The sequence below is a fragment of the Halobacillus salinus genome, from assembly GCF_004684905.1.
GTDB lineage: Bacteria > Bacillota > Bacilli > Bacillales > Halobacillaceae > Halobacillus > Halobacillus salinus.
In genome coordinates, this window is sequence record NZ_SRJC01000012.1 from 1 (window position 1) to 24,157 (window position 24,157).

Annotated in this window: 28 protein-coding genes and 1 rRNA gene; 9 read left to right on the forward strand and 20 right to left on the reverse strand. The window is 42.7% G+C overall.

What is annotated here, in order from left to right; genetic code table 11:
* Together E4663_RS19320 and E4663_RS19325 are read right to left on the reverse strand one after the other, a co-directional pair.
* Window positions 1–89, reverse strand: a 16S ribosomal RNA gene (locus tag E4663_RS19320); the annotation flags it as partial.
* 418 nt (window positions 90–507) lie between these two features.
* Window positions 508–1,383: a nucleotidyltransferase-like protein gene (locus E4663_RS19325; RefSeq protein ID WP_079478431.1), complete on the reverse strand. Its 876-nt coding sequence runs from the start codon at window positions 1,381–1,383 to the stop codon at window positions 508–510.
* A 134-nt stretch (window positions 1,384–1,517) separates the two neighbouring features.
* Between E4663_RS19325 and E4663_RS19330 the strand changes: the two genes are divergently transcribed.
* Complete coding sequence (locus E4663_RS19330) at window positions 1,518–1,892, forward strand: YgzB family protein (RefSeq protein ID WP_079478430.1); 375 nt, start codon at window positions 1,518–1,520, stop codon at window positions 1,890–1,892.
* 83 nt (window positions 1,893–1,975) lie between these two features.
* Here E4663_RS19330 and perR read toward each other — a convergent pair whose 3' ends face one another.
* The 5 genes from perR to E4663_RS19355 form a co-directional block, all read right to left on the reverse strand.
* The gene (perR, locus tag E4663_RS19335) at window positions 1,976–2,413 is read right to left on the reverse strand and encodes a peroxide-responsive transcriptional repressor PerR (protein WP_135328813.1); all 438 of its coding nucleotides are present in this window, start codon (window positions 2,411–2,413) and stop codon (window positions 1,976–1,978) included.
* A gap of 116 nt (window positions 2,414–2,529) precedes the next feature.
* The gene (locus E4663_RS19340) at window positions 2,530–3,087 is read right to left on the reverse strand and encodes a cob(I)yrinic acid a,c-diamide adenosyltransferase (RefSeq protein ID WP_135328814.1); all 558 of its coding nucleotides are present in this window, start codon (window positions 3,085–3,087) and stop codon (window positions 2,530–2,532) included.
* Window position 3,088: 1 nt separating this feature from the next.
* Window positions 3,089–4,042 carry a D-2-hydroxyacid dehydrogenase gene (locus E4663_RS19345; protein WP_135328815.1) on the reverse strand — a complete coding sequence of 318 codons (954 nt, stop codon included), beginning with the start codon at window positions 4,040–4,042 and terminating at the stop codon, window positions 3,089–3,091.
* Between the two features lie 59 nt (window positions 4,043–4,101).
* The gene (gene bcp, locus E4663_RS19350) at window positions 4,102–4,572 is read right to left on the reverse strand and encodes a thioredoxin-dependent thiol peroxidase (RefSeq protein WP_135328816.1); all 471 of its coding nucleotides are present in this window, start codon (window positions 4,570–4,572) and stop codon (window positions 4,102–4,104) included.
* 67 nt (window positions 4,573–4,639) lie between these two features.
* Window positions 4,640–5,050 (reverse strand): potassium channel family protein, encoded by a 411-nt coding sequence (locus tag E4663_RS19355; protein ID WP_135328817.1) that lies wholly within the window; start codon window positions 5,048–5,050, stop codon window positions 4,640–4,642.
* Window positions 5,051–5,192: 142 nt separating this feature from the next.
* Here E4663_RS19355 and E4663_RS19360 point away from each other — a divergent pair, with 142 nt between their 5' ends.
* From E4663_RS19360 to E4663_RS19370, 3 genes are all read left to right on the forward strand, one after another.
* A complete protein-coding gene (locus E4663_RS19360; RefSeq protein ID WP_079478425.1) occupies window positions 5,193–5,279 on the forward strand; it encodes a YjcZ family sporulation protein in 87 nt (28 codons plus the stop codon).
* 170 nt (window positions 5,280–5,449) lie between these two features.
* Entirely contained in the window at window positions 5,450–6,742 is a 1,293-nt protein-coding gene (locus E4663_RS19365) for a glutamate-1-semialdehyde 2,1-aminomutase (protein WP_277752129.1), read from the forward strand.
* A gap of 334 nt (window positions 6,743–7,076) precedes the next feature.
* Entirely contained in the window at window positions 7,077–8,144 is a 1,068-nt protein-coding gene (locus E4663_RS19370; RefSeq protein WP_135328818.1) for an FUSC family protein, read from the forward strand.
* 38 nt (window positions 8,145–8,182) lie between these two features.
* Here E4663_RS19370 and E4663_RS19375 read toward each other — a convergent pair whose 3' ends face one another.
* The 5 genes from E4663_RS19375 to E4663_RS19395 all read right to left on the reverse strand — a co-directional run bounded on the left by E4663_RS19375 (window position 8,183) and on the right by E4663_RS19395 (window position 12,465).
* The gene (locus E4663_RS19375; RefSeq protein WP_135328835.1) at window positions 8,183–9,961 is read right to left on the reverse strand and encodes an ABC transporter ATP-binding protein; all 1,779 of its coding nucleotides are present in this window, start codon (window positions 9,959–9,961) and stop codon (window positions 8,183–8,185) included.
* A 69-nt stretch (window positions 9,962–10,030) separates the two neighbouring features.
* Window positions 10,031–10,558, reverse strand: a complete 528-nt coding sequence (ntdP, locus tag E4663_RS19380) for a nucleoside tri-diphosphate phosphatase (protein WP_079478422.1) — start codon at window positions 10,556–10,558, stop codon at window positions 10,031–10,033.
* Window positions 10,559–10,782: 224 nt separating this feature from the next.
* A complete protein-coding gene (locus E4663_RS19385) occupies window positions 10,783–10,968 on the reverse strand; it encodes a gamma-type small acid-soluble spore protein (protein WP_079478421.1) in 186 nt (61 codons plus the stop codon).
* A 122-nt stretch (window positions 10,969–11,090) separates the two neighbouring features.
* The gene (locus E4663_RS19390) at window positions 11,091–11,408 is read right to left on the reverse strand and encodes a thioredoxin family protein (protein WP_135328819.1); all 318 of its coding nucleotides are present in this window, start codon (window positions 11,406–11,408) and stop codon (window positions 11,091–11,093) included.
* A gap of 28 nt (window positions 11,409–11,436) precedes the next feature.
* Window positions 11,437–12,465 carry a PTS sugar transporter subunit IIC gene (locus tag E4663_RS19395; protein WP_079478419.1) on the reverse strand — a complete coding sequence of 343 codons (1,029 nt, stop codon included), beginning with the start codon at window positions 12,463–12,465 and terminating at the stop codon, window positions 11,437–11,439.
* Window positions 12,466–12,679: 214 nt separating this feature from the next.
* Here E4663_RS19395 and E4663_RS19400 point away from each other — a divergent pair, with 214 nt between their 5' ends.
* Together E4663_RS19400 and E4663_RS19405 are read left to right on the forward strand one after the other, a co-directional pair.
* Entirely contained in the window at window positions 12,680–14,827 is a 2,148-nt protein-coding gene (locus E4663_RS19400) for a methyl-accepting chemotaxis protein (RefSeq protein ID WP_135328820.1), read from the forward strand.
* A gap of 117 nt (window positions 14,828–14,944) precedes the next feature.
* Complete coding sequence (locus tag E4663_RS19405) at window positions 14,945–15,385, forward strand: YtoQ family protein (RefSeq protein WP_079478417.1); 441 nt, start codon at window positions 14,945–14,947, stop codon at window positions 15,383–15,385.
* A 35-nt stretch (window positions 15,386–15,420) separates the two neighbouring features.
* Here the strand turns inward: E4663_RS19405 and E4663_RS19410 are convergent, their stop codons facing one another.
* Together E4663_RS19410 and E4663_RS19415 are read right to left on the reverse strand one after the other, a co-directional pair.
* Entirely contained in the window at window positions 15,421–15,930 is a 510-nt protein-coding gene (locus tag E4663_RS19410; protein WP_079478416.1) for a DUF84 family protein, read from the reverse strand.
* Window positions 15,931–16,020: 90 nt separating this feature from the next.
* Window positions 16,021–17,088: a M42 family metallopeptidase gene (locus E4663_RS19415; RefSeq protein WP_079478415.1), complete on the reverse strand. Its 1,068-nt coding sequence runs from the start codon at window positions 17,086–17,088 to the stop codon at window positions 16,021–16,023.
* A gap of 145 nt (window positions 17,089–17,233) precedes the next feature.
* Here E4663_RS19415 and E4663_RS19420 point away from each other — a divergent pair, with 145 nt between their 5' ends.
* Window positions 17,234–17,551, forward strand: a complete 318-nt coding sequence (locus tag E4663_RS19420; protein WP_079478414.1) for a PepSY domain-containing protein — start codon at window positions 17,234–17,236, stop codon at window positions 17,549–17,551.
* Between the two features lie 48 nt (window positions 17,552–17,599).
* On the opposite strand, the gene E4663_RS19425 is transcribed toward E4663_RS19420, so the two are convergent.
* Entirely contained in the window at window positions 17,600–18,457 is an 858-nt protein-coding gene (locus E4663_RS19425) for a YtnP family quorum-quenching lactonase (protein ID WP_135328821.1), read from the reverse strand.
* 70 nt (window positions 18,458–18,527) lie between these two features.
* The gene (gene trmB / locus E4663_RS19430; RefSeq protein ID WP_135328822.1) at window positions 18,528–19,172 is read right to left on the reverse strand and encodes a tRNA (guanosine(46)-N7)-methyltransferase TrmB; all 645 of its coding nucleotides are present in this window, start codon (window positions 19,170–19,172) and stop codon (window positions 18,528–18,530) included.
* Window positions 19,173–19,439: 267 nt separating this feature from the next.
* Between trmB and E4663_RS19890 the strand changes: the two genes are divergently transcribed.
* On the forward strand, window positions 19,440–19,595 hold the full coding sequence (locus E4663_RS19890) for a hypothetical protein (RefSeq protein WP_176140564.1): 156 nt from the start codon (window positions 19,440–19,442) through the stop codon (window positions 19,593–19,595).
* A 97-nt stretch (window positions 19,596–19,692) separates the two neighbouring features.
* On the opposite strand, the gene E4663_RS19435 is transcribed toward E4663_RS19890, so the two are convergent.
* Window positions 19,693–20,493 (reverse strand): phosphotransferase family protein, encoded by an 801-nt coding sequence (locus E4663_RS19435; RefSeq protein WP_135328836.1) that lies wholly within the window; start codon window positions 20,491–20,493, stop codon window positions 19,693–19,695.
* A 165-nt stretch (window positions 20,494–20,658) separates the two neighbouring features.
* Window positions 20,659–21,588, reverse strand: a complete 930-nt coding sequence (locus tag E4663_RS19440; RefSeq protein WP_135328823.1) for a diacylglycerol/lipid kinase family protein — start codon at window positions 21,586–21,588, stop codon at window positions 20,659–20,661.
* A gap of 88 nt (window positions 21,589–21,676) precedes the next feature.
* Between E4663_RS19440 and E4663_RS19445 the strand changes: the two genes are divergently transcribed.
* Window positions 21,677–22,693, forward strand: coding sequence for an EAL domain-containing protein (locus E4663_RS19445; protein WP_135328824.1), 1,017 nt, complete (start codon window positions 21,677–21,679; stop codon window positions 22,691–22,693).
* Here E4663_RS19445 and E4663_RS19450 read toward each other — a convergent pair.
* Entirely contained in the window at window positions 22,680–23,597 is a 918-nt protein-coding gene (locus E4663_RS19450) for an NERD domain-containing protein (protein WP_135328825.1), read from the reverse strand. The two genes, E4663_RS19445 and E4663_RS19450, sit on opposite strands and share 14 nt — an antisense overlap.
* Before the next feature lies 1 nt (window position 23,598).
* Complete coding sequence (gene thpR / locus E4663_RS19455) at window positions 23,599–24,156, reverse strand: RNA 2',3'-cyclic phosphodiesterase (RefSeq protein WP_135328826.1); 558 nt, start codon at window positions 24,154–24,156, stop codon at window positions 23,599–23,601.
* Window position 24,157 lies beyond the last annotated feature (1 nt).

Here is a 24,157-nt window from a genome sequence, read left to right on the forward strand (position 1 = left end):
AGGGGATCAGCTCGCTTCCTGCGCTCGACTTGCATGTATTAGGCACGCCGCCAGCGTTCGTCCTGAGCCAGGATCAAACTCTCCATAAAAGTTAAGTTTGACTTGCTCATTTGCACACCGAATGTGCGTTGTTGTCTTTTCTTCACTAAGAAGAAAAATATTGACGTACTGGTTGGTTCGTTCAGTTTTCAAAGATCAAATTGTGTCAGCCGTTCAAAACAGCGACTTAATCATCATAACATTTCTTAACGATGCTTGTCAACAACTTTTTTGAAATGTTTTTGTGTGTTTCGTTGTCGCCGTTTCAGCGACTTTATTAATGTACCATGCAAACTCAATCAAAGTCAATAACTTTCTTTAATGATTTTGTTTTTTGTTTTGCTTGGTGACGGCGTCTCTCAACGCGACTTTAATAATATAGCACGTCTAAAAAAGAACCGTCAATAGTTTTTATAAAAAACCTCTTCCCTTTGAAGTTGAAGAAGGAAAGAGGTTATAGGCTTATGATTATAGACGATCGACTGGTTTGTAAGTGCGGTGGTAAATACCAGTACCTTTTGTTTCTTGTAAGACAACTTCTATAATATTGTTCTCTACCAGGTATTCAATCATAGAAGACAAATCAAGAATGTAGTTCTGGATATCTGGGTGATTCTTAAGCTCTCCGAATGTCCAAGGGGCTTCCCTTTCGTCCATTAACTGTAGCAAGTGCCTTGCACTCGATAAGGAGCGTTTGCTTACGGCGTGTTCTACCGCAATGATCATCAATTGAATTCGCTTATCTGTCGGCTCGTGGCTTTCGATGAGTTCTTCATATAATTTGTAGATTTCTGGTTCGATTCTTCTCACTTGGTTCCAAACAGTGACTTCCGGATGAAATCCCTTTTCAATAATAGCTAGTCGAGCTAAATAATGAAGAGAACGCACCATCTGACTGAAAGAATCTAAATATTGCTCGGAATCATATAAGTCTTTTGCTTCCGTATAGCTTCTGATCAATTTCGCAAACTCAATACCCTTCTTCAGATCCCTCGTCTCTTGAGGGAAAGTTCTAAGCCTGTCTTTCAACTCTGTTACGTATTCATTTCGTTCAAAGATTATGGATCCATTAATCACCCACTCGACAGCACGGCGGTAGGAGCTGGTATCGATCCAACTCTGTAACAAGTCTTCGCTTACAATATGCATGGCAGCGGACTTGTTCTCGAATTCATAATGTTTTACATACCACTCTTCTTCAGGCTCTTTAACGATTACAAAAAGAATTACGTCGAAATTATCCGTTACCGGACTAACAGGACGCTTCTTTTCTAGAATCAATATTCCCATTGTATTGCTCTGGCTTGCCCGCTCTTGATAGATTGGACGTAGTAGATCTTCCATTTCCTGGTCCCCCATATTCTAGTTCAGTTCCTTGTGTTTATTCGATACTTTTCCCGAAAATCCTCTTTTGTAAGATATATTTGTGCTTATAAAATATGCTATACTACCTTGTAGAACAGTTAGGAGGGACCTTCGTGGCTCTAAAATATAGTAGCAAGATCAACAAGATTCGTTCCTTTGCTTTCTGGCTTATATTCGGTGGAATTGGTGTTATGTATATTGGTCTCCTTTTCAAAGAAACAGCATGGCTGATGGCTTTGTTTATGATTCTTGGGATGGGATTTGTCGGACTAAGTACAGTTGTTTACTTCTGGATCGGTATGCTCTCCACGCGTACCGTACAAATTGTCTGCCCATCATGTGAAAAACCTACAAAGATGTTAGGCAGGGTAGATGCTTGTATGCATTGTGATCAACCATTAACGATGGATAAGACACTTGAAGGTAAAGAATTTGATGAGAAATATAATTCGAAGCGTTACAAGAAGAATACACAGGAGCAATCATAAGAAGAGTCCACTCAGGATAGAGTGGACTCTTTTTATTATATATCCATAAAAGACAAAAAAACTGAAAGCCGTTAGCTTCCAGTTTAATGAGCGTTTTCTTTTTGGCAATCAGAGCACGTTCCATACACTTCCATGCGATGATGACTTACATCAAATCCAGTCACCTGTTCAGCTAATGATTCAACTTCATTCAGACTTGGGTAATGGAAGTCGACGATCTTACCACATGATTCGCAAATGATATGGTAATGGTCTGTCGTATTACAATCAAAGCGGCTGGATGAATCCCCATAAGTGAGCTCTCGGACTAGACCAATCTCACGGAATACTCTCAAATTGTTGTAAACCGTAGCCACACTCATGTTTGGAAATTTACTCTCTAATGCTTTGTAAATTTCATCAGCTGTTGGGTGAGTCATAGAATTCAGTAGGTATTCAAGCACCGCATGACGTTGTGGTGTAATTCGCACCCCAGAACCTTTCAGTGTATCTATGGCCTCTTGGAGACGATGATCCGGCACGGTCATGCACCTCGCTTTCATGAACTGATTCTTGATTTATAATATTATTACATTAGAATCCTTATAAATAGTGTAACCCTTTGTTAATAACATTGTCAATCTTGAGTAACAACTATTTATACGTCAGGGCTGAGCGGGGTCTCTTCCCCACCGACTTTTTGGTTCACATATCTTGCAGCAACAAACAACAAATCAGACAACCGGTTCAGATAGGAAACAACGTAAGGATTATTCACTTCTTCCCCAAGCCCTACAGCAGACCGCTCCGCTCTTCGTACCACGGTCCTTGCCAGGTGAAGACCCGCTGAAGCTTGATGACCAGAAGGCAGGATGAAGTTTTTTAGTGGAGCTAAGTCTTGATCCCATTGATCGATCGCCTGCTCTAGGTCATCGATATGTTTCTTCTTCAACTCCCACATGACGTCTTTGCCTTTTGGAGTGGCAAGTTCCGCTCCTACGTGAAAGAGGACCGTTTGAATCCTTTTCATGTTATCCATGAAAGCGTCCTTACCTTCCCAATCTTCTTTCTTCAAATGGCTTAAAGCAACTCCAATTGCAGAATTCGCCTCATCGCACGTCCCGTAAGCTTCTACACGCAAATCATCTTTCGGTACTCGCTGACCGTATATGAGTGAAGTTTCTCCTTTATCTCCTGATCTTGTATAGATACGCATCTTAATACCCCCGTTTCGGATCGATTGTATTCATCATATCACCTGATCCAGATACATACACTTCTAAGTTTTCTTCAAACAACTCGAATGCCCTCGGTACATAATGAGGAGATATACCAGATAAATGAGGTGTTATCGTTATTTGTTCTTCATCCCATAGCGCATGCCCCGCTGGTAAAGGTTCCTCTTCCATCACATCCAAAACAGCATGGCGGATCTCCGAGTTTCTCACAGCATTTAATAGGACATCTGTCTCCACTAAGTCACCTCTCCCCATGTTAAGGAAGATGGCGTCCTCTTTCATGAGCTGAAAATGCTCTGGCTTCAGAAGGTGCACCGTTTCTTCCGTACTTGGAAGGGCTGCTACTATGAAATCTCCTTGAGAAAGAGCTTGTTCGAAATCATCGATAGTATATGTTTCATCAAAATATGGTTTCTTTCTTCCTGACTTGGATACCCCGAGCGTTCGCATCTGAAACGCCTTCGCTAAGCGGGCAACTTCCTGTGCAATTGCACCTGTACTTAATAACACCATAGTTCCACCGCTTATTTCTGTCATCACAGGGCGACGATTCCAAGTATGGTTCTTTTCTTGCTCAATCAGGATCTTCGCTTGTCTGCTCACTTGAAGAAGCATGGAAATGGCATACTCCGCCATCGGCTTAGCATGGATTCCTCGGACATTAGTGACAAGGATGTCCCGCTCTGCAATTTCATTAAATGGCATCCGGTCCATTCCCGCCGACATGACCATGATCCACTTTAAGTTTTCTGCTTTTCGGATCCTTTCAGGTGTTAAATCTTCCCCGTATGTAAGAAAGATATCCGCTTCCGCAAGATAACGATCCGCTTCTTCTATTCCGTGACAAAAGTAAAACTCCGCATCTCGGAATCGCCCTTGCAGCCGTTCTTTGATATCTCCCGGTACTCGCTTGATCGCTGATACAATTTTCATTTCAACCCTCCTCCTTCTATATAAAAGAAACCATAGCCACGCAGGCTATGGTCTGTCTGCTATTGAAGGTTTTCGCGAATGAACTCCAGAGCAGATTCTACGTGGCCATCTACTTTCACTTTACGGTATTCTTCTGCAAGGTTCCCTTCTTTATCAATAATGAAAGTGGAACGCTCTATACCATAATACTCTTTTCCAAAGTTCTTCTTCAGTTTCCACACTCCGTACTCTTCTGCAACTTGATGATCTTCATCAGCTAAAAGCAAGAACGGCAAGTCATGTTTATCAATGAATTTCTTGTGAGATTCTACCGGATCAGGACTTACACCTAGAATGACAGCGTCGAGATCAGCAAAGCTTTCGTGATGATCACGGAAGTCACATGCTTCTGTTGTACACCCTGGTGTCATATCTTTCGGATAGAAGTACAATACAACGTTTTGACCTTTATAGTCAGACAGGCTCACCTGTTCTCCGTTATTTGCATGTAGTGTGAAATCTGGTGCTAGTTGTCCTTTTTCGATTGCCATTATCATCATCCTCCTCTATTGCTATTCTATCTATTAGCGTACATTATCTCCTGCCAAACTTCCAATCTCAGCTGTCTTCCTTATAATTCATCCACACTTTCGCCACCAGTGCAGCTGGCAGAGAGTAACCCACCATGGCTTCCACAATTGCTATCCAACGTCCGATCCCGACTGGAATCATATCCCCGTATCCCACTGTGAATAAAGTCACTCCGCTGAAGTACAGACTCCTTGCCATCTCGTGGACCCAACTCAGACTTTCCCCGTTAAGATCTTCCCGATAAACCGGTACCCCTTCCTCTACGAGAATGAAATATATGATACCAAAACCGATCAATACAATAGTGTATAACATTAAGATGGAAATAAACAGATGATGAGAGAACATACGATACTCTGCTTCCAGAGAAGAAAAGATTTGTCTGAGCGCTCCTGCAATGATAAGTAAACAAACAGCAGACCCGATTACCGTTACCATAAGCTCCCTCCTTGTCCACTACTTATTTTGATGTATGCTTTGCGATTATTTTTTATGATTTTTTGAGGAACGGGCGAATGCACAACCCTCTTTGCAAATTATGCATACGATACAGTAAACCAATGGAAAGGGGGGATTATGAATGGGTTACGGATATGGTGGCGGATTCGCGCTGATCGTTGTTCTTTTCATCCTTCTAATCATCGTTGGTGCAGCGTTTGTATACTAAGTAATACAAAAGCAACCGGATGTTGCTCTTTTCTTACGTAAACGAACCATGTACGATGCATGAGATGAACGCGAGGACTCTTCCTTCTATAAGAAGGGAGAGTTTTATTTGTTTCATCCCTTACAGTCCATGCTACAATGGATAAGAATGTTAGAAACAGGAGGATTTCTATGAACCATACAAAATCAGAACAATTATATAATGAAGCGACAGAGCATATCTTAGGTGGAGTGAATTCACCGTCCCGTGCCTACAAAGGAGTAGGAGGTGGAACCCCAGTGTATATGGATCGTGCTGAGGGATCCCACTTCTTCGATGTAGACGGGAATGAATATATCGATTACTTAGGTGCCTACGGGCCGATTATAACGGGACATGCCCACCCACATATTACAGAGGCAATTACGAAAGCAGCTCAAAATGGCGTACTATACGGAACTCCGACTGTACTCGAAAACCGTTTTGCCAAGATGTTGAAGGATGCGATTCCTTCATTGGAAAGGGTTCGTTTTGTCAACTCAGGAACAGAAGCAGTCATGACAACCATCCGTGTTGCACGTGCTTACACTGGTAGAAATAAAATCATTAAATTCGCCGGCTGTTATCACGGCCATTCCGATCTAGTTTTAGTTGCAGCTGGTTCCGGACCTTCCACACTCGGAACTCCTGACTCTGCTGGTGTACCTGCTTCTATTGCAGCAGATGTCATCACTGTACCATTTAATGATATTGAACCATTCAAAGAAGCATTAGAGAAATTCGGGGATGAAATTGCCGGTGTTCTAGTAGAACCGATTGTCGGGAACTTCGGAATTGTCGAGCCTAAACCAGGATTCCTTGAAGAAGTGAATCGTCTGACACACGATGCCGGTGCTCTCGTTATTTATGATGAAGTGATCACCGCGTTCCGTTTTACATACGGAAGTGCTCAACAGCTGCTGAACATCGAACCGGATATGACAGCGATGGGTAAAATCATCGGAGGTGGCCTACCGATCGGTGCTTACGGTGGACGTGCTGATATTATGGAGCAAGTCGCTCCTCTCGGCCCCGCTTACCAAGCTGGCACCATGGCAGGAAATCCAGCTTCCATGTCTGCAGGAATCGCTTGTTTAGAAGTATTACAAGAAGAAGGTATTTATGAAGAAATGGACCGCTTAGGCGAAAGACTTGAGACAGGGATCCTAGAATCTGCCGATAAACACGGGTTAGAGATTTCTATTAACCGCTTGAAAGGTGCTTTCACCGTTTACTTCACGACTGATAAAGTGGAAAATTACGAGCAAGCGGAGAATACAGACGGCGAGAAATTCGCTCAGTTCTTCCACTTGATGCTTGCCGAAGGAATTAACCTTGCTCCGTCCAAATACGAAGCTTGGTTTTTAACAACGGCACATACAGATGAAGATATCGATCAGACACTTCAGGCTGTCGACCGTGTCTTCCACCAAATGAGTAAATAAAGACAGATGAAATACCCAGAGCCCAATGCTCTGGGTATTTTTATCCGAAACCTATTATAAGGTATTGAAAAAATGAATCGTCCATGCTACCATATACATATAATTCTGAAAATTCCCACGAATTATGATCTTTGTTTCATTTCTTTCCCTTTTCATAGGTTTCAGTTTTTACTGAATCCCCTCAAGGCTTATGCAATAATCGATTGCATAAGCTTCTTTTTTTGTGTGAATTTTTATATTTAGGGGTACCAAAGATAAAGGCATCCGTTATAATAATTTCATTGAGGTCCGTACATATGATAACGGATAATTTTTCAGAAGGATGATGCACGTTATGAAACTGGGCGCACGTATGATGAAAACAGGGCTAGCTGTGGGGATTGCTCTTTACATCGGTCACTTATTTGAATTCATTTCTCCTCTACTTGCAGCGATTGCCGTCGTTTTCTCTATCCAGCCATCGATTTACCGATCTTATCAATCCATCATTGAGCAGATCCAAGGTAATATTATAGGAGCACTGATTGCTGTAATTGGTGTGTTTATATTGGGTAATGACCCGTTTGTCGTAGGATTCGCTATTATTATAGTCATCGGTGTAACGACGACTATGAAGATGAACGAAAATACGATATCACTAGCTGTTGTTGCGGTTATCGCATTGATGGATACAACGGACCAGACGTTTTGGTTCTTTAGCTTATCCCGCTTTTCTTCTATGTTACTCGGGATTTTAGCGGCTTTCATTGTCAACCTTGTGTTCTTACCGCCTCGTTATGAAACTCGTCTGTTCAAGAAAATCGATCAAGCAACGACGGACATTTTGCAATGGCTTCGAGTAACGACGAGGCAATTATCTGATGAACCAGCGTTGAAGTATGAAATCACGAGAATCCAGGATGATATGAGATGGGTGGATCACACCTACCTCCTCTATTCAGAAGAACGGACTTACTTCAAAGGAACACGCTTTTCCAAAGGAAGAAAGCTTGTATTGTTCCGTCAGTTGATCACAACAACGAAGAAATCATTCGACGTATTAAAAGCCTTCTACCGCCTCGAGCATAAAATCGAACAGATTCCTGAGGACTTCCAAGACGCAGTCGTAAGTGAACTGGACAAGCTCGTAAACGCACACGAAAAACTCGTCCTCAGCTTAAAAGGACGTATTAAACAAAACCACAAACAGTCCTTGAGACGAGTGGAAGACCCTGATATCCCCATGCTCGTCGACCGCCTGATGCGAGTGTATGAGGAGAGCAACAACCCTGAGAAACTAGTCTTCCTCCCCCTCGCTTCACAGCTTATGGAGTACCATTACCAGCTGGAGAAGTTGAAACGATTGTTAAAAAGCTACCAATCCCATCATCAAGATGATTACATCCAAACAATGGAGAGATAAATACAAAAGAGGCTGTCGCATAAACGACAGCCTCTTCTTTAATGCTCACTATATTCTTTTTCAGGTTCCGCGTCATCTAATTGTTGTACTTGGTACAAGTCATAGTAATGCCCGCGTTTTCTCATTAATTCATCGTGTGAACCAACTTCTACAATTTCACCATTCTCTATATGCACAATCCGGTGCGCATGTGTGATGGTGGATAAACGGTGGGCAACGATAAATGTCGTACGATCAGAAGCAAGGCGCTCAAGAGCATTCTGAATCAAGCTCTCACTCTCCAGGTCAAGAGCAGATGTCGCTTCATCGAGCACAAGCAACGGTGGGTTCTTCAAGAACACACGCGCTATTGCAACACGTTGCTTTTGACCACCGGATAATTTCACGCCTCGTTCGCCGACAAGCGTATCATAGCCATTCGGAAGACTTGTTATAAAGTCGTGGGCGTTTGCTGCCTTGGCCGCTTCGATCATCTCTTCATCTGAAGCTTCCGGGTTCCCCATCTTAATGTTCATTCGGATCGATTCACTGAACAGAATATTGTCCTGCAGAACCATCCCTACTTTATCGCGAAGAGAACGAGCTTGTACATCTCGTATGTCGGTCCCGTCGATCTTGATGCTTCCGTCTGTTACATCATAAAATCTTGGGATTAAACTGATCAGCGTAGATTTCCCACCACCGCTCATTCCGACAAACGCAATCGTCTCCCCTTGTTTAACGGAGAGCGACACGTCATTCAGTACCAGCGGTTCATCTTCATCATAACGGAAGCTGATATCCTGGAAATCCACGTCCCCTTTCACGTTTTTCAATTCTTTGGCACCTGGTTTGTCGACGATATCATATTTCTCATCCAAAAACTCGAATACACGGTCCATCGATGCAATGGACTGTGTTAGCACGGTTGCAGAGTTGACAAGGCGTCTCAGAGGGTTATATACCCGGTCCATATATCCGACAAAGGCGACCATAGTACCTACAGTGAGTGCGTCGGTCAGCACTTGATATCCAGCAAAAGCAATAACTAGAAGTGGTGCCAAGTCCGTGATCGTATTCGTCACAGAGTAAGTGTAAGCATTCCAGTTCGTATGCACGAGCGCTTTGTCCAAGAAGTTTTTGTTCTGTTTATCAAACTCGCGCTCCTCATGTTCTTCTAAAGCAAAACTTCTCGTTACAGGCACCCCTTGAACACGTTCATGCAAATGGCCTTGGACAGAGGCAAGTGCCTGGGAACGATCGCGTGTCAATTTCCTTAACCTTGCATAGAAATACTTGACCGCAAACCCATATAGAGGGAAAAGCGCAATCGATACGAGCGTCAACCAGACATTCATCGTCAGCATGATAATGATAGCGATGACGATCGTAATCATATCAAGCCATATATTCATAAGCCCTGTTATAACAAACGTTTTCGTCTGCTCTACATCATGGATGACCCGGGAGATAATTTCCCCCGTTTTCGTCTTAGAATAAAAACGTAAGCTCAAACGCTGAATATGATCAAAGAGCTTTTCACGAATATCATATAAGATTTTGCTCCCGATATATTGGGCTAAATATTGCCTGATGTACTCGATTGGTGGCCGCAAAATCAGGAAGATCAGGAATGCTCCTCCCATGATCCAAAGCAACTGATCGATTTTGGCTCCTTGCGTCATGTCTTGTGCGTTGATGATGTCATCAATCACGTATTTAATAATCAATGGCATTAACAATGGAATGGAGAATTTAATAATACCGATAAGAACCGTTAAAATGATTTTACCCTTATAAGGGCTGACAAACTGTAAATATCTTTTGATACTGTCGATCGGAAACACCTTCTTTCTATAAACAACAAGGAAGCGCACCTATAAAGAAGTGCGCATAGAACATCCTTATTAACGATACGTTAAATATCTTTCGTACCACTGATCAATAAACTCAGGAGAAAACGGGCCTTTCCGTTGGCGGACCCATCGAATAAGAGCATCCATATTATTGTAAAGAATTCGATCTAAAACATGAGGATAATTCATTTGTTTCTTATGGATCTCGTATTCATCTTCATCCAGAATCTTGTACGTCATATCCGGGAATACCTTCAGATCTAAATCATAATCAATATATTTAATGGCTTCGTCCTCATAAACGAATGGTGAGCTTATATTACAGTAATAATAAACGCCATCGTTCCGGAGCATGCCGATTATATTAAACCAATATTTAGAATGAAAGTAACAAATAGCGGGCTCTCGGGTGATCCAGCGCCTTCCATCGCTCTCCGTCACGGTAGTGCGATCATTGGCACCGATGATTACATGTCGCGTGCTTTTCAAAACCATTGAGCTTTCCCACACTCGGTGCAGGTGCCCATTGTGCTTGTAACTCTGGATTTCGATTAGTTTTCCTGCCTCTGGGCCGGGCATACGATCCCCCTCCCTTTTATTATCCGTCTGCCTTCTGTTTATTATAACGACAATTAAGGTTGAATGAAACTAATTAGACTGTGCTGATGATTCAGTTGGACTTGGACTCAAGCGGCTTGAAAAAAATCAGGCACAAAAAAAGAAGCCGCCCTCTAGAGGACGACTTCTTGTTCGGGGGATTATACAGGCTAATAAACAGCCTGGACAAGCCACTCCAATTCAGGTTACTTCTTCTTCGCCTGAGATTGTTGGTTCTGCTCTTTAACGTGTTGAGCATCAGTTTGAGCTGCGAATTCCGCACCATACTGTTGCTGACCTTTACCTTGAGCAGCTTGTTGGTTTTGCTGTTTCACATGTTGTTTGTCTGTACCAGCTGCAGTTTTACCTGCTTGTTTTGGTTGCTTAGCCATGTTTATCACCTCCGCAAAAATTATTGTGTGCAGATTGATTCGATTTCATTCGAGGGATTCGAAATTTTTTCATGTAATAATGAAATAAAAAAACGCCCTCTCATGAGGACGCTTTGCAGACCTTATTTACTTACACGATTTAAAAATTCTTCAATTTCTTCTTTCGTCTTGCGATCTTTGCTGACGAATCGACCTGTCTCTTCCCCGTTACGGAAAGCAAGAAAACTCGGAATGCCGAATACATCATTCTCTGCACAAACATGAATGAACTGGTCACGGTCTACATATACAAATGTCCAATCCGAGTATTCCTCTTCAAGTTCTGGGAGAAATGGCTCGATCACGCGACAATCCGGGCACCAGTCAGCAGAAAATAACAAGATGACAGGCTCTTGATTTATTAGGTCTTTCAATTGTTGATCGGATTCTAATTGGATCATATCTTACACCTCCACCATTTATTGTAGCTTACTCTGTCTCAATTTTCATGTCTCCGGGCTCAATCCATCCGCGCTTTCTGAACCAAAAGGCAATTGCGAAGCTGATGATGGCTGGGCCAACAAAGTGTAGCATCAAAATGGCTAAAGCGACCTCATAGGAGAATCCCATCGTTTGGAATGTCATGACCTGACCAACGAGTCCGCTCGTTCCCATGCCAGCCCCAGCTGCATTATTCTCCATTTCCAACCACACCGTAGCAAACGGAGCAAGCACTGCAGAAGCAATAGTCGGTGGCAAGATGATAATCGGTTTTCTCACTACATTGGCAATCTGGAGCATAGAAGTCCCAACGCCTTGGGCAATTACTCCTCCAAAACCGTTGTCCCGGTAACTGATAACAGCAAAACCGACCATTTGGGCAGCACACCCCACAGTCGCTGCACCAGCTGCCACACCTTCGAGCGATAAGAGGAGAGCTATCGCGAGACTGGAGATCGGTGCAGTTAAGGCAAGTCCCATCAACACCGCAACAAGAATCCCCATTATGAATGGCTGCTGGGTAGTCGCCCAGTTTATGACCGAACCAAATGCTTTCGTAAACCCACCAATCGGAGGCCCTATCATCGTGGCCATGATGTAGCCGACAGTAATAGTAAGAAACGGTGTAACGATAATATCCAATTTCGTTTCTTTGCTGATCACTTTACCAAATTCTGTTGCCACAAGCGCAGCGATATAACTACCCGCCGGTCCCCCTAGCTCAGCGCCTAATGCACCACTGAACAAAGATGCAAAAATAACTAGCGGAGGAGCTTTTAATCCATAGGCTACAGCAGCACCGATGGCTCCTCCCCATATTTTCGTGTCCATTGCGAATGATCCCATTTCAATCAATGCATCCGAAACAGGACCCAGCTGCAGCTGTTCACCTATTGTTTTCATGATAAGACCGATAATTAAAGAAGAAAATAAACCGAGCGCCATATGACTGAGTGCTGTGATGAAATAAGCATGAGCAGAAATATGGACACCTTTTCGTTTCAAAAATGCCTTCATAAAAGCCCCCCTTTTTACGCCATAACTGATCATACAAGATAATTTGACATGAGTAAAGACAGGTAGATTGTTCTAAATATTTTCATTCTTCAGCCGATACTAGTAATAAAGCCTAAATGCATATCTTGGATGTATTGTTTTAATGGTTCGATAGTTCTATAATTGTAAAAAGATATGTAAAGAATTTTCGCAATTTTTAAAGAGGGGGAGTCAAATGAATTCAATACGCAGTAGAGTCTGGTTAATGATTGGCGTATCACTACTTAGCTTGCTTATTTTAATCGGTTTTTCTACATATTTTTTCAACGAACAAAGCGATCTTGTAGACGAAAGCCGTCATGTCCAGTCAGCACTACAGAATAGTGAAGAGATAAAGTACCTCATGACTGCTACAACACAAAAACAGCAATCTTTCCTAGCTGATCCGAATGAGGATACAGCCGAAGAAATCCGTAGTGCCATTACGAAAGTAAAAGAGAAAGCGGTAGAGAACGCTGATACATATAGTCAGTACCCGGAAATCAGCGAAGCGTTCACATCCATTTCAAAAAGCGCTGACCAATACATGGAGCAGTTGGATCCACTCGTCAATATGTTCAGGATCGTCGGTTTTTCTGATACAGAGGGCATGTATCAGTTTATTAATGAATCATACTATGAGTTTGAGAAGATGGTCCAATCAATCGGCAATCCCCAACTTGCAGCCAACTTATCAGATATGAAACGACTTGAACAGAAATTCCTGAATGACCCGACAAGCAGTCATCTGGAGGAGTTCAAGGAGAGCGCGACAACTTTCGAGAATCAAGCTAAGTCTCTTGATGCTTCTGATCGTTTAATGAGTTCGGTAAACACTACCCTTTTGAAATACGAACAAACCTTAAACTCTATCAATAACACGTTCACTCAAGCAGATACGACCACAGAGTCGTTTGAAGAGATTGCTTCCCAAGTTTCCAATCAGGTAAATGAAGTGATTATTGCAGCGGACAGTGTTAATAGTGCAATGAAAAGTCAGCAATCCGAGCTAAAGAACACCATGACCCTGCTACTCATTATCATTGGTGGTCTTGCTCTACTAGTTACGTTCGGGATTGGATTTGTGTTGGTCCGTTCTATTTCTAAATCGATCAAATCCCTGAAAGGCGGAGCGGCCATCATCGGGCAAGGGAATCTCTCCCACCGGATCGAAGTAAAGTCTCAAGATGAATTATCCCAAGTATCGGAACAATTCAACTTGATGGCAGAGAAAATGGAGCGCTCCCTTCATAAGGTGTTAGGAGCAAGTGATGTACTTCAGACTTCTTCCGATCAACTGGCAGATGTATCTGAACAGACAACGATGCAAACACAAGAGGTCAACGAAGCCATCAATCAGGTCGCAGTCGGATCTCAAGACCAAGCGAACAAATTGGACGAGAGCACGAGACTCATGGAGCAGGTTTCAGAAGCTATCTTAGAAACGAAACAGTCTGCACATGACATCGAAAGCAGGCTTAAGGAAGCGGATAAGGATGGAAAAGACGGTCTCCTGACTGTTTCAGAACTCGAGCAGACTTCCCACTCCTTTATAGAACTTGCTTCCCATATGACAAAAGAAGTCCAAGAAGCTTCCAAACAATCGCAGGAAGTGAACAAGATTGTCGAAACGATTGAAGGAATCGCTGACAGCACCAATCTCCTTGCTTTGAATGCTGCCATCGAATCTGCAAGAGCCGGCGAAGCAGGTAAAGGCTTCGCTGTGGTTGCCGATGAAGTACGCAAGTTAGCAGAACGTTCCAAACAAGAAGCGCACAGCATCCAAGAACTAGTAAACAATATGAGCAATCAAATGACGCGCTTATCAGAGGAAGCAGAACAATTCGATCACTACCAAGGTTCCCAAAATGAAGCAGTTACGAAGACTAGAGACGCATTCGATCGCATCTCCCATCACGTCGGAGATATGAACAAGCAAATCGTTCAAGTGAAAGAAGCTGTGGAGGGTGTAGAACATGTCAACGAAGACGTGAAACAAAAACTACACGAGATTAGTATCATTTCTGAGGAAGCAGTAGCTACCGCAGAAGAAGTAGCAGCTTCCAGTGAGAATCAAGTATTATCGATTGAACAAGTCAATCACTCTGCCTCCGATCTACAAGGTTTATCACAGGAACTCTCAGCAGAAGTCAATCAGTTCTCTATCAGTGCTCCATCCGATGAGGGCAATGAAATGGACGTCCAAGAAGATGATGACGAGAATTTTTATGAGGAACATCTCTCTGAAGCATCCGCTCATTTAGAGAATGATCTAGAACTGCACCACCGCGAAGAACTGGAAGATAAACCCGACGAAAACGACGATGATCAGCGTCTAGCATAATGAAAAGGCGCTCCTTCTAGGGAGTGCCTTTTGTTGGGCAAGAGCGATTTACTAGACTCTTCTTCTTGCTTCCATCATACTTCAAAGTAGTATAGATAGTTTAGGAGGTATTATGGAATGGAATTAACCGTGTACTTAGCAGGACAAATTCATGATGACTGGCGCGGTGAAGTTAAAAAATTGGCTAAGGAGAGAGACCTGCCGCTTCACTTCGTTGGCCCACAAGAGAACCACGACCGCTCCGACAACATCGGAGAAGACATCATGGGTGAACAACCGAATAAGGTTTTCCGCGATGATGCCGCTTCAAGCGTGAACAATTTCAGAACACAAGTGTTACTGCAAAAGTCAGATGCCGTTATTGCTTTATTCGGGGAGAAATACAAGCAATGGAACACCGCAATGGATGCTAGTGCAGCCATCCAGCTCGGTAAACCTCTCATCCTTGTGCGTCCGGATTCTTTGGTTCACCCGTTGAAAGAACTATCAAACCAAGCTAACGTAACAGTAGAGTCTATTGAACAAGCACTGGACGTGTTGGCATACATCTATGAATAATAAAAAAGCCGAGATGGAAGCATCTCGGCTTTTCTTTATTCCTGACTCTGGTGAAAGAGCCACTGTCCTTTTAACAGTCGGACAACGTGACGGAACATTTCTTCTCGTTGAATGAGATTATTGGTAAAGACTCCAATAGCCCCTTCGTTTTTACTGACCTCATGCTTGTTAGCATAATCATCCATCACTTCGCCAAGCTCTTTTCCTTTTTCAAGTTCAGCTTTGATTTCATCAGGAAGTTTAATTCTTGCTCCGCTCGCTGTAAAGACATTTTCTTTCTGGTCTACAAGCGCTCCCCAGTTGCAAAGGTATAAGTCATCTTCTATTTCCATGACGCCACCTTCCAAACCAATTCCGATACTACCCTTCTTCATCGAAGCACACTCTCGGGCGCGGTTGATCGCACCTTCTAACGTTTCTTCATCAGAGAAAGGTTGTGCAGCCACTTTTGACTCGACTTCCATGCCAACAACTTCTTCCTCTGTGAACACCTGCTTTACGGAATCCATCTTCGTAGGGTTCAGCGATCCGACAACTATCTTCACAGTACCAGTCACCTTTCTCATTTTCTTCGTCTGATTATCATAGCATAAGTCCGGCCTATTCGCAGGTGCCCTTAGCAAATTTGTCGTATTTTACACATTTTGGTTGATTTGATCCACCGCGTTTTGATCTGTCGTTTTCACCAATTTCACTAGTAACTCTTTTGCAGCAGCATAATCATCTACGTGAATGATAGAAGAAGATGTATGGATATAACGAGAACAAACGCCAACTACAGCAGAAGGCACCCCATTATTCGACATATGCACACGACCTGCGTCTGTCCCCCCTTGGGAGATGAAGTACTGATATGGGATGTCATTCGTTTCAGCCGTATCCAAGATGAAATCACGGATTCCACGGTGAGTAACCATAGAACGGTCGAAAATACGGAGGAGAGCCCCTTTACCTAATTGGCCAAACTCTTTCTTATCTCCACTCATATCGTTAGCCGGTGACGCATCCAGTGCATAGAAGATATCTGGGTTGATCATGTTAGCAGCAACTTGTGCTCCGCGAAGTCCTACCTCTTCTTGAACCGTTGCACCTGAATAAAGTTTATTCGGCAGCTTTTCTCCTTGGATTTCTTTCAAGAGCTCGATGGAAAGCCCACATCCGTAACGGTTATCCCAAGCTTTTGCCATTACTTTCTTATCATTAGCCATTGGAGTAAACGGACAAATAGGCACGACAGCCTGTCCTGGTTTAATACCGATTTGTTTTGCATCTTCCTTGTCATCCGCTCCGATATCGATCAACATATTCTTTACATCCATCGGTTTCTTGCGCTGTTCCGGGGTAAGGTTATGTGGAGGAATGGATCCGATCACCCCGACGACTGGTCCATTATCAGTCATGACCTGGACGCGTTGAGCCAGCATAACTTGGTTCCACCAGCCACCGAGGGTCTGGAAACGTAGCATGCCGTTATCTGTAATTTGAGTAATCATAAACCCAACTTCATCCATGTGACCTGCCACCATAACGGTAGGTCCCTTACCATCTCGAAGACCGAATACGCCTCCTAGACGGTCCTTTACGATTTCGTCTGAATACTTTTCTAATTCCTGTGTCATAAATTGACGTACTAAATGCTCATTACCTGGAGCACCTGGTAGTTCTGTTAATGTTTTGAATAATTCTTTTGTATATGAATTCATGTATGTATCTCTCCTTTATAAGGGTCTCTCTCTATTTTAACGGAACTTTGAAAACGTTTCTACAAATCCGACTGTTAGTTTTGATTTCCTATTTTCGGGAATGTCTAGTATACTAGAGGCAGAATATAGTTGTGAGGTGATGGTTGTGAATTGGAAAAAAGTTGCCATTGCTGCTGGTGTAGGAGCATTAGCAGGCTATGTAGTGAAAGAACAGTTGAGTAACAATCAGGGAGTGACCCCTGAGAAGGCTTTGAAAATTGCGAAAGAAGCATTCAAAAAGCAAGGTCCAATCAGTGGTTCTTGGATTTACATGAGACCTGAAGAGTTGAACAAGAATGGCATCAACTATGATGTCTACCGCGGTGGTATCTCTAAACAACAAGATGGACAAACATCGCAATTCGAATTTTACATCGACACAGATACAGGTACAATCGTCGATGTTGCAGAAACAACTGCATAAGTGAACAGATTCAGAAAGCATCGCGCAAACAGCGCGATGCTTTTTTTATTAGTTCTCATAAGTATGTTGTTCCTTCTCAACCTGGTCGATCACGTTCCCTTCTTGGTCATATCTCAACGCACAATATTTATAATCGTGATAGAAGATATACCAAGCTTTTCGATCGTTTCCGTATTTCATCCATTTTTGCTTTTCGTGTACAGACGTTACCGGATAATCATCATATGCAAGTACCCATAAGACATTTTGATGGGCGTGTGTCGGCATGATATCCGCCATATGTACAAACGTCTCTTCCCCGTCTTCAAAAATAATGACGGCGTGTCCGTCACTATGACCGCTGGTATGGACCATTTTCAGACCAGGCACTATTTCCTTCGATTGTTTGAAAGTCTCCACTTGATGTTGAACTGGCTCCCAGTTCACCTTCCAGTAAGTGTTTTGGGAGCGGATATTCGGATTCCTCATTTCCTCCCACTCGACTTCACTTGTATAGATTGTTGCATTCGGAAAAGCAGGGGCATACCCTTCCTCATCCGCAATCGACAGCCCGCATGCATGATCAAAGTGTAGGTGTGTCATGAGTACCGTATCTATGTCAGCTCGGGTATATCCTAGCTCCTGCAACGACTCATCTATGTTCGTCTCTTCTTTTACTCCAAAGTTCCTCCGCTGTTTATCCGTCAGTTTCCCTTTACCGATTCCTGAGTCAATAAGTAATTTCCTATCGTCCACCTCAACCAAGATCGGGTCCGTCCTCAGTTCTATCTGATTCTTATCATTTACGGGGTACTTACGACTCCATAAAGGTTTCGGGACCACACCGAACATAGCCCCTCCATCCATATGCGTCACTCCGCCATCCAGCCAAGTAAGCTTAGCTCGACCAATCTGCATTGACTTCATCTAAAAGTTCCTCCCTCTGCATAAATATAGCTCCAGTCTACCATAGAGACTGGAGCTATTGTAAGCGATATCATGTTCTGAACCGTACTCGACAACGATAGATAGGCTGCCCTTTTGCAGCAAACTTCTCTTCATATTCTGTAGGTACATTCAAAGGATCCTCATCAGCATGTAAGTCAACGGAAACATCCTCAATCAACATCCCGTATTGTGAGAAACTCATGAGAGAGTATTCGAATAACCCACGATTATCGGTTTTCAGTGTGATCTCTCCTCCAGGTACTAAAACCTCCTCGTACTGTTCCAAGAAAGTACGAAAGGTGAGACGACGCTTCTCATGACGGTTCTTCGGCCACGGATCCGAGAAGTTCAGGTAAAGGTGATCTACCTCGTTCGATTCAAATAAATCCCTAAGGTCCTCTGCATCCTCATTGACCAAGCGTACATTGCTCGTTCCAGCATCCAATACCTTCTTTACTGCCCCGACAATTACACTCTTTACTCTTTCTATTCCTACAAAGTTAATGTCTTCATGCTGCTTCCCCATTCCAGCGATGAACTGGCCTTTCCCCGAACCAATCTCTAGGTGCAGCGGATTATCTTTATTGTCAAAAAGGCTTTTCCAGTCCCCTTTGGCTTCAAAAGGTTTTTGAACGACAACATGATCATTTTCTCTCATATAATCGTCAGCCCATGGTTTGTTACGTAAACGCATTAGGTACATTCCTCCTTCTTTTCGTTAAAATCGTACCACGAAGTCAGCTTCATTTAAAACTTTTTACTAAAATTCTAGAATGCGGGTGAATAAGGGACTATCGGAGACTAATTAAGACAATGGTACGCTTATCTCTTCTTCACAAGTCCGTACCATGAATCATTATGAAATTCATTAGAAATGTGGGGTTGGGTTGTAAGCGCTTACTGATATAAGATAATAATCGTGTGATCAATACAAAAATGGAGTGATTTGAAACCCATGAAAATGATTAGTAAATTATTTGAAGTGTCTGTACTTGCTGTATTCTCTGTATTATTCGCAGGTTACGCATTACTGATATATCCATTTGAAAAACTCAACGAAAAAACAAGCTCAGAAGTCCGTGAGAAGAAACTTAAATATACGCCAACGATCGGCTAAACTTAGCAGCACTTATAAGATGATTTATCAAAAGCAGCGGAAAATCTCCGCTGCTTTTTTTCAATGAAAAAGAGCCCATTCTCAGGGCTCTGGTATCTTACTCTATAATTCCTTCTCTTGTCATCACACGATTCAATTTACGGAGTCTCAACGCTGCTTCATCGTATTCCCCGCGCATTTGGTGCCATTGTATGAAGGCCAGCGACTGGGACACGGCATACCAGATCATTCTTTGATATAAATTCTCATCAGGTATAATTCCATACTCTTTCAACCAGTCATCCCATTTATCCAAAGGAATATAAGAGTGCAAGAGCATGCCCAGATCAAGAGCGGGGTCTGCAACCATGGCGTTATCCCAATCAATCAAGTACAACTGATCCTCCGCTGAGAGCAGCCAGTTATTGTGGTTAGTGTCACAGTGGCACACCACATGCTTATCATGACGTACGTCTTGAACTCTTTGTTGTAGGAAATCTATTGCGACGCTCACTTCCATGTGAGGATCGACTTGATTCAATACGGTTTGGTTATCCTTAATATCTTTTAAAACCTCATCCGGAGTCAAAGGGTGCTTTCCCAGCCTCATCAGCATATCCAACAGTTCTGTTGAATGATGAATCTTACTCAATAAAGCAGCTACTCTCGGATAATCCATCTCTTCCGGTTGGAGTTCACGTCCCTCCAACCATTCCTGAGCCGTAATCACATCACCATTCTCAAGGCGCTTGGTCCAAACTAGCTTGGGTACAATTCCTTCGGCAGAAAGTACAGCAAGAAATGGGGAGGAATTCCTTTTTAGGAATAAACGTTTTCCTTCCGTTTGTGCGTAATAGGCTTCTCCTGTTGAACCGCCTGCTGGTGTGACTGTCCAATTATTACCAAGTATATGTTCCAACCAATTCACCTTCAATTCCTCAAATCTTCCTGTGATTACATCACGTTCATTGTATAACTCTAGTATATCGTACTTTTGTACCCAGCCAAAGTTTTTATTATACCACTTCATAAACTCACTTCATAAGACTAACTCAAGATGGTACTTTATTTCAAGAAAATCTCCTTACCCAAGGAAGATTGTCCGGGTATGCTTTCCTCTGACTAAATCACACTGGAAACACTCTCCTGACTGCCCGTCTACTTGAAATGGAACGACTCTTTTGGAAGACACCTTTACTGTTGAAGCCTTGTAAACAGAAACTTCCTTAAGCATTGTATGCTTCCCTATAAAGACAGTAAGGAAAAGCGCGATAACCTTCCATTTCGGTATATCATCGATCACCGTTACCGTAAATTGCTCATCCTTAAGTTCAGCATCAGGCGCAATTTTCATTCCACCCCCGTAATAAGGATGATTAGATACGGCAACAAGAGTCGCACGTTCTAGCGGCTTCACTAACCCGTCCAGTTCTATCTCGAGATTAATAGGTTGAAAGTTTTTCAAAACGGGTAGTAGAGCAAGAGAATAGGTCAAACGATGGAGACGAAGCCTCTTCATCCATTTTCGATAAAATGGACGATTAGCAAAATGGACGATCTCACTATCCAATCCTAAGCTGATATGGTTCAAAAAGAGATGCTGGGAGTGTTTATGCCTCTTATTGATCACATATCTACCGACATTAACCGTACGTCGCTTCGGATTTTGGACAACTTTCTTGAACAAAGATACACCTTTCCCCTTAATACCCAAAGCACGTGTAAAATCATTACCTGAGCCTGTAGGAATGATAGATACGGGAATGGACGGGTATTGGTGCAGCCCATTAATCACTTCATGAAGCGTTCCATCTCCTCCAATCACGATGAGACACTTCAGGTGCTCATGATGAATTTCAGCGATTTGCTCGGCAAGTTTTTCAGCATGTCCTTCATAGTTTGTTCGGAATGATCGACAATTCTTCTCTTTAAAAACTGGATCTTTCTGTATAGCTTTGAATATTCGGTCTGCCTTTCCTTTCCCAGCTAGCGGATTCACAATCAGAATGAACATGAGACATATCTCCTAGTAAAATCAAATTACTTCCCATACACAATGTTATTTTCGTATAATTAAAACAAAAGAAAGAGGAGGATTCACATTGAGTAAAGATTGTCAATTTTGTGGAACGAGTGTGACTCTCCCGAACAAGGGTGCACTCGTTATTAATCGTAAAAACGTAGATGTTGAACAACAATCGGAATTACTTATAGACTACCAAGATGATGATACAATGGTGTTTCAATATACGACGATGTCGAACCTTGTAACCACCTTGGAGTTACTTCGGAAGCGCAACACCTCAAACTTTTGGTTACATATTCTCAACCTGGATACAAAACAGTCTTTCCCTATATCTATCGACCACTTATATGAACGTCTGAAGCATCCAGAACTTGCCTCCATCATTCATAACGGCAGTTTCACATCCCACTTGCAACCTATCGTAGATATGCAGACAAATGAAGTCTTCGGGTATGAGTCTTTATTACGAACCACGGAACAGTCTGTTAATCCAGGCGAACTCTTCTCCTACGCTCAACAATCCGGCCTTCAGTCCATGCTCGACCAGAAGGCTAGACGATCTGCCGTAAAAGCGAAATCCGACCACTTAGCCAAGGGACAGAAAATCTTCATCAACTTTCTCCCTTCTACCATTTATGTACCAGAATTCTGTTTGAAGCACACATTCCAAATTGTGAGAGAATTCCAAATAGAGCCGGAGGATTTAGTATTCGAAGTGGTAGAAACAGAGAAAGTATCCGACGTAGATCACTTGAAACGCATACTTGACACCTACAAAGCTTCTGGCATGAAAGTAGCCTTAGACGACGTCGGGACAGGGTATAGTACGCTCGAAATGCTGTCGTTGCTTGAGCCGGACTATTTGAAAGTGGACCGGTCGTTCATTAGAAATTGCCATATTGATAAAGAAAACCAAGAGTTTCTTTATCAAGTGATGGAGCGTGCAGAAATGATTGGAATAACTGTCCTAGCTGAAGGAATTGAAACTATCGAAGAATGGACTTGGCTTCACCAACTAGGCGTTGACTTAGGACAAGGGTACTTTATAGGAAAACCACAAGCCGTTCCCGAAAAAGAATTCATACTTCCATAAAACCCTGGTCCTCGTCCCATTCCGGACGTTTGAACGATGTTGTCTGACAGTGCTTCAACAATGAATCAGCCGCTCTTAGTTGATTATGTTTCAAGGGAGAGGCTACCTGCCTTTTCTCTTGGAGCCATGCATCGTACTTAGCAAGATCAATGTAACTTGTCATATACGGTTCCTGATGATGATGAAAGGATAGCTCTGGAGCAAGAACCACTTTTCGGACAGGAAAGTCCAAACCGTAAGCATTCCAGACACTTTTTATAAAGGATTCCGTCCGATTCAAGGCGAACATCGGGTTGAGTATCTTCTTGCGAACACCATTCTGCTCTACAAACCAGCTCTTATCAGAAGCTGGATCAACCCCTTCCCCTCCTGGAATGTCTAAGTAATAGATGATCTCCAATCCTTGTGGGCCAATTAATATCGGCAATGCCTCCATTTCAGCCTGCCTTAAAATCACTATAGGATCATACATGAGAAAATATGTGTCCGGGATCCTCTGTAAAAAGTACTTGAGCCGCTCATCATCCTTATAAGCGTGATCTACGAAGGATTTCTCCCGTAATGTAGTGGATGCCCATTTCATTTGAAAAGGATATAGTCCATCGAGGAAGTATTTTTTAAGTTCTTCTATCGACTGAGGAATAGATTCCTCTTCCTTCAAATCGTGGGGAGGCTCCGCCTCTTTCTCTTCTCTCTTTTGAAGCAGCCTTTTCCATTTGGATGGCTTTTCTTCTTCAGCAACGGACTCTTCTTCAAGTTCCGGCTCCTCTAATTTTCCTTGTTCATAAAGAGACATCATCTTATTCCAATTCTCTTTTTTTAAACGGATATACTGAGTGGGATATTGATATATATTGGACTCATAGCGAGATATGTAATCCTGCAACTTAATCAATTGTGCCATCCTATTCCTCCTTCCCCAGAGAAAAAGTAGCGATAATTTCATATTTAGGCTTTTGCTGAGGGTGAATTTTGTATAAGTGAAATTTGGTCACACGTTGCTCCAGGCTGTGCTGGAAAATCGGAATATCCCCTCCAATTAAAGGGGACGTACCTTGCGCTCTTTTCTTCGCAATCGTCACGTGTGGACGATAGGCTCTTTTTTCTTTTGCCCAACCTAACTTCGAAGCCACTTCTTCTACCTCTTGTTTCAATATATGAATCGCTGAAGTATCCGAAACTGATGCAAAAAACACCCTTGGTTGCTTTCTATCTCCAAAACTCCCGGCAGGCCCTAATACAAGGGAAAAAGGGGACACATGATGTATATCTTGTAGTCGACTGATGAACATCTCCACTTTATCATCGGAGCATGCTCCCAAGAATTTCAGTGTAATGTGAAAGTCTTCTTTCTCCGTCCAGACTTGATAATTCATGTGCTGCTTCAATTCATCCTGCCATTCGATAAGGTGTTCTTTCACCTCTTCCTCAACAGGTATACCGATGAAATAATGGGAACTCATA

Excerpts from the sequence above, each read along its gene's own strand:
- E4663_RS19325 (WP_079478431.1), bottom strand. The coding sequence starts at position 1,383 with ATGGAAGATCTACTACGTCCAATCTATCAAGAGCGGGCAAGCCAGAGC.
- E4663_RS19340 (WP_135328814.1), bottom strand. The coding sequence starts at position 3,087 with ATGCGTATCTATACAAGATCAGGAGATAAAGGAGAAACTTCACTCATA.
- E4663_RS19345 (WP_135328815.1), bottom strand. The coding sequence starts at position 4,042 with ATGAAAATTGTATCAGCGATCAAGCGAGTACCGGGAGATATCAAAGAA.
- bcp (WP_135328816.1), bottom strand. The coding sequence starts at position 4,572 with ATGGCAATCGAAAAAGGACAACTAGCACCAGATTTCACACTACATGCA.
- E4663_RS19355 (WP_135328817.1), bottom strand. The coding sequence starts at position 5,050 with ATGGTAACGGTAATCGGGTCTGCTGTTTGTTTACTTATCATTGCAGGA.
- E4663_RS19360 (WP_079478425.1), top strand. The coding sequence starts at position 5,193 with ATGGGTTACGGATATGGTGGCGGATTCGCGCTGATCGTTGTTCTTTTC.
- E4663_RS19365 (WP_277752129.1), top strand. The coding sequence starts at position 5,450 with ATGAACCATACAAAATCAGAACAATTATATAATGAAGCGACAGAGCAT.
- E4663_RS19370 (WP_135328818.1), top strand. The coding sequence starts at position 7,077 with ATGAAACTGGGCGCACGTATGATGAAAACAGGGCTAGCTGTGGGGATT.
- ntdP (WP_079478422.1), bottom strand. The coding sequence starts at position 10,558 with ATGCCCGGCCCAGAGGCAGGAAAACTAATCGAAATCCAGAGTTACAAG.
- E4663_RS19385 (WP_079478421.1), bottom strand. The coding sequence starts at position 10,968 with ATGGCTAAGCAACCAAAACAAGCAGGTAAAACTGCAGCTGGTACAGAC.
- E4663_RS19390 (WP_135328819.1), bottom strand. The coding sequence starts at position 11,408 with ATGATCCAATTAGAATCCGATCAACAATTGAAAGACCTAATAAATCAA.
- E4663_RS19395 (WP_079478419.1), bottom strand. The coding sequence starts at position 12,465 with ATGAAGGCATTTTTGAAACGAAAAGGTGTCCATATTTCTGCTCATGCT.
- E4663_RS19400 (WP_135328820.1), top strand. The coding sequence starts at position 12,680 with ATGAATTCAATACGCAGTAGAGTCTGGTTAATGATTGGCGTATCACTA.
- E4663_RS19405 (WP_079478417.1), top strand. The coding sequence starts at position 14,945 with ATGGAATTAACCGTGTACTTAGCAGGACAAATTCATGATGACTGGCGC.
- E4663_RS19415 (WP_079478415.1), bottom strand. The coding sequence starts at position 17,088 with ATGAATTCATATACAAAAGAATTATTCAAAACATTAACAGAACTACCA.
- E4663_RS19425 (WP_135328821.1), bottom strand. The coding sequence starts at position 18,457 with ATGAAGTCAATGCAGATTGGTCGAGCTAAGCTTACTTGGCTGGATGGC.
- trmB (WP_135328822.1), bottom strand. The coding sequence starts at position 19,172 with ATGCGTTTACGTAACAAACCATGGGCTGACGATTATATGAGAGAAAAT.
- E4663_RS19890 (WP_176140564.1), top strand. The coding sequence starts at position 19,440 with ATGATTAGTAAATTATTTGAAGTGTCTGTACTTGCTGTATTCTCTGTA.
- E4663_RS19440 (WP_135328823.1), bottom strand. The coding sequence starts at position 21,588 with ATGTTCATTCTGATTGTGAATCCGCTAGCTGGGAAAGGAAAGGCAGAC.
- E4663_RS19450 (WP_135328825.1), bottom strand. The coding sequence starts at position 23,597 with ATGGCACAATTGATTAAGTTGCAGGATTACATATCTCGCTATGAGTCC.
- thpR (WP_135328826.1), bottom strand. The coding sequence starts at position 24,156 with ATGAGTTCCCATTATTTCATCGGTATACCTGTTGAGGAAGAGGTGAAA.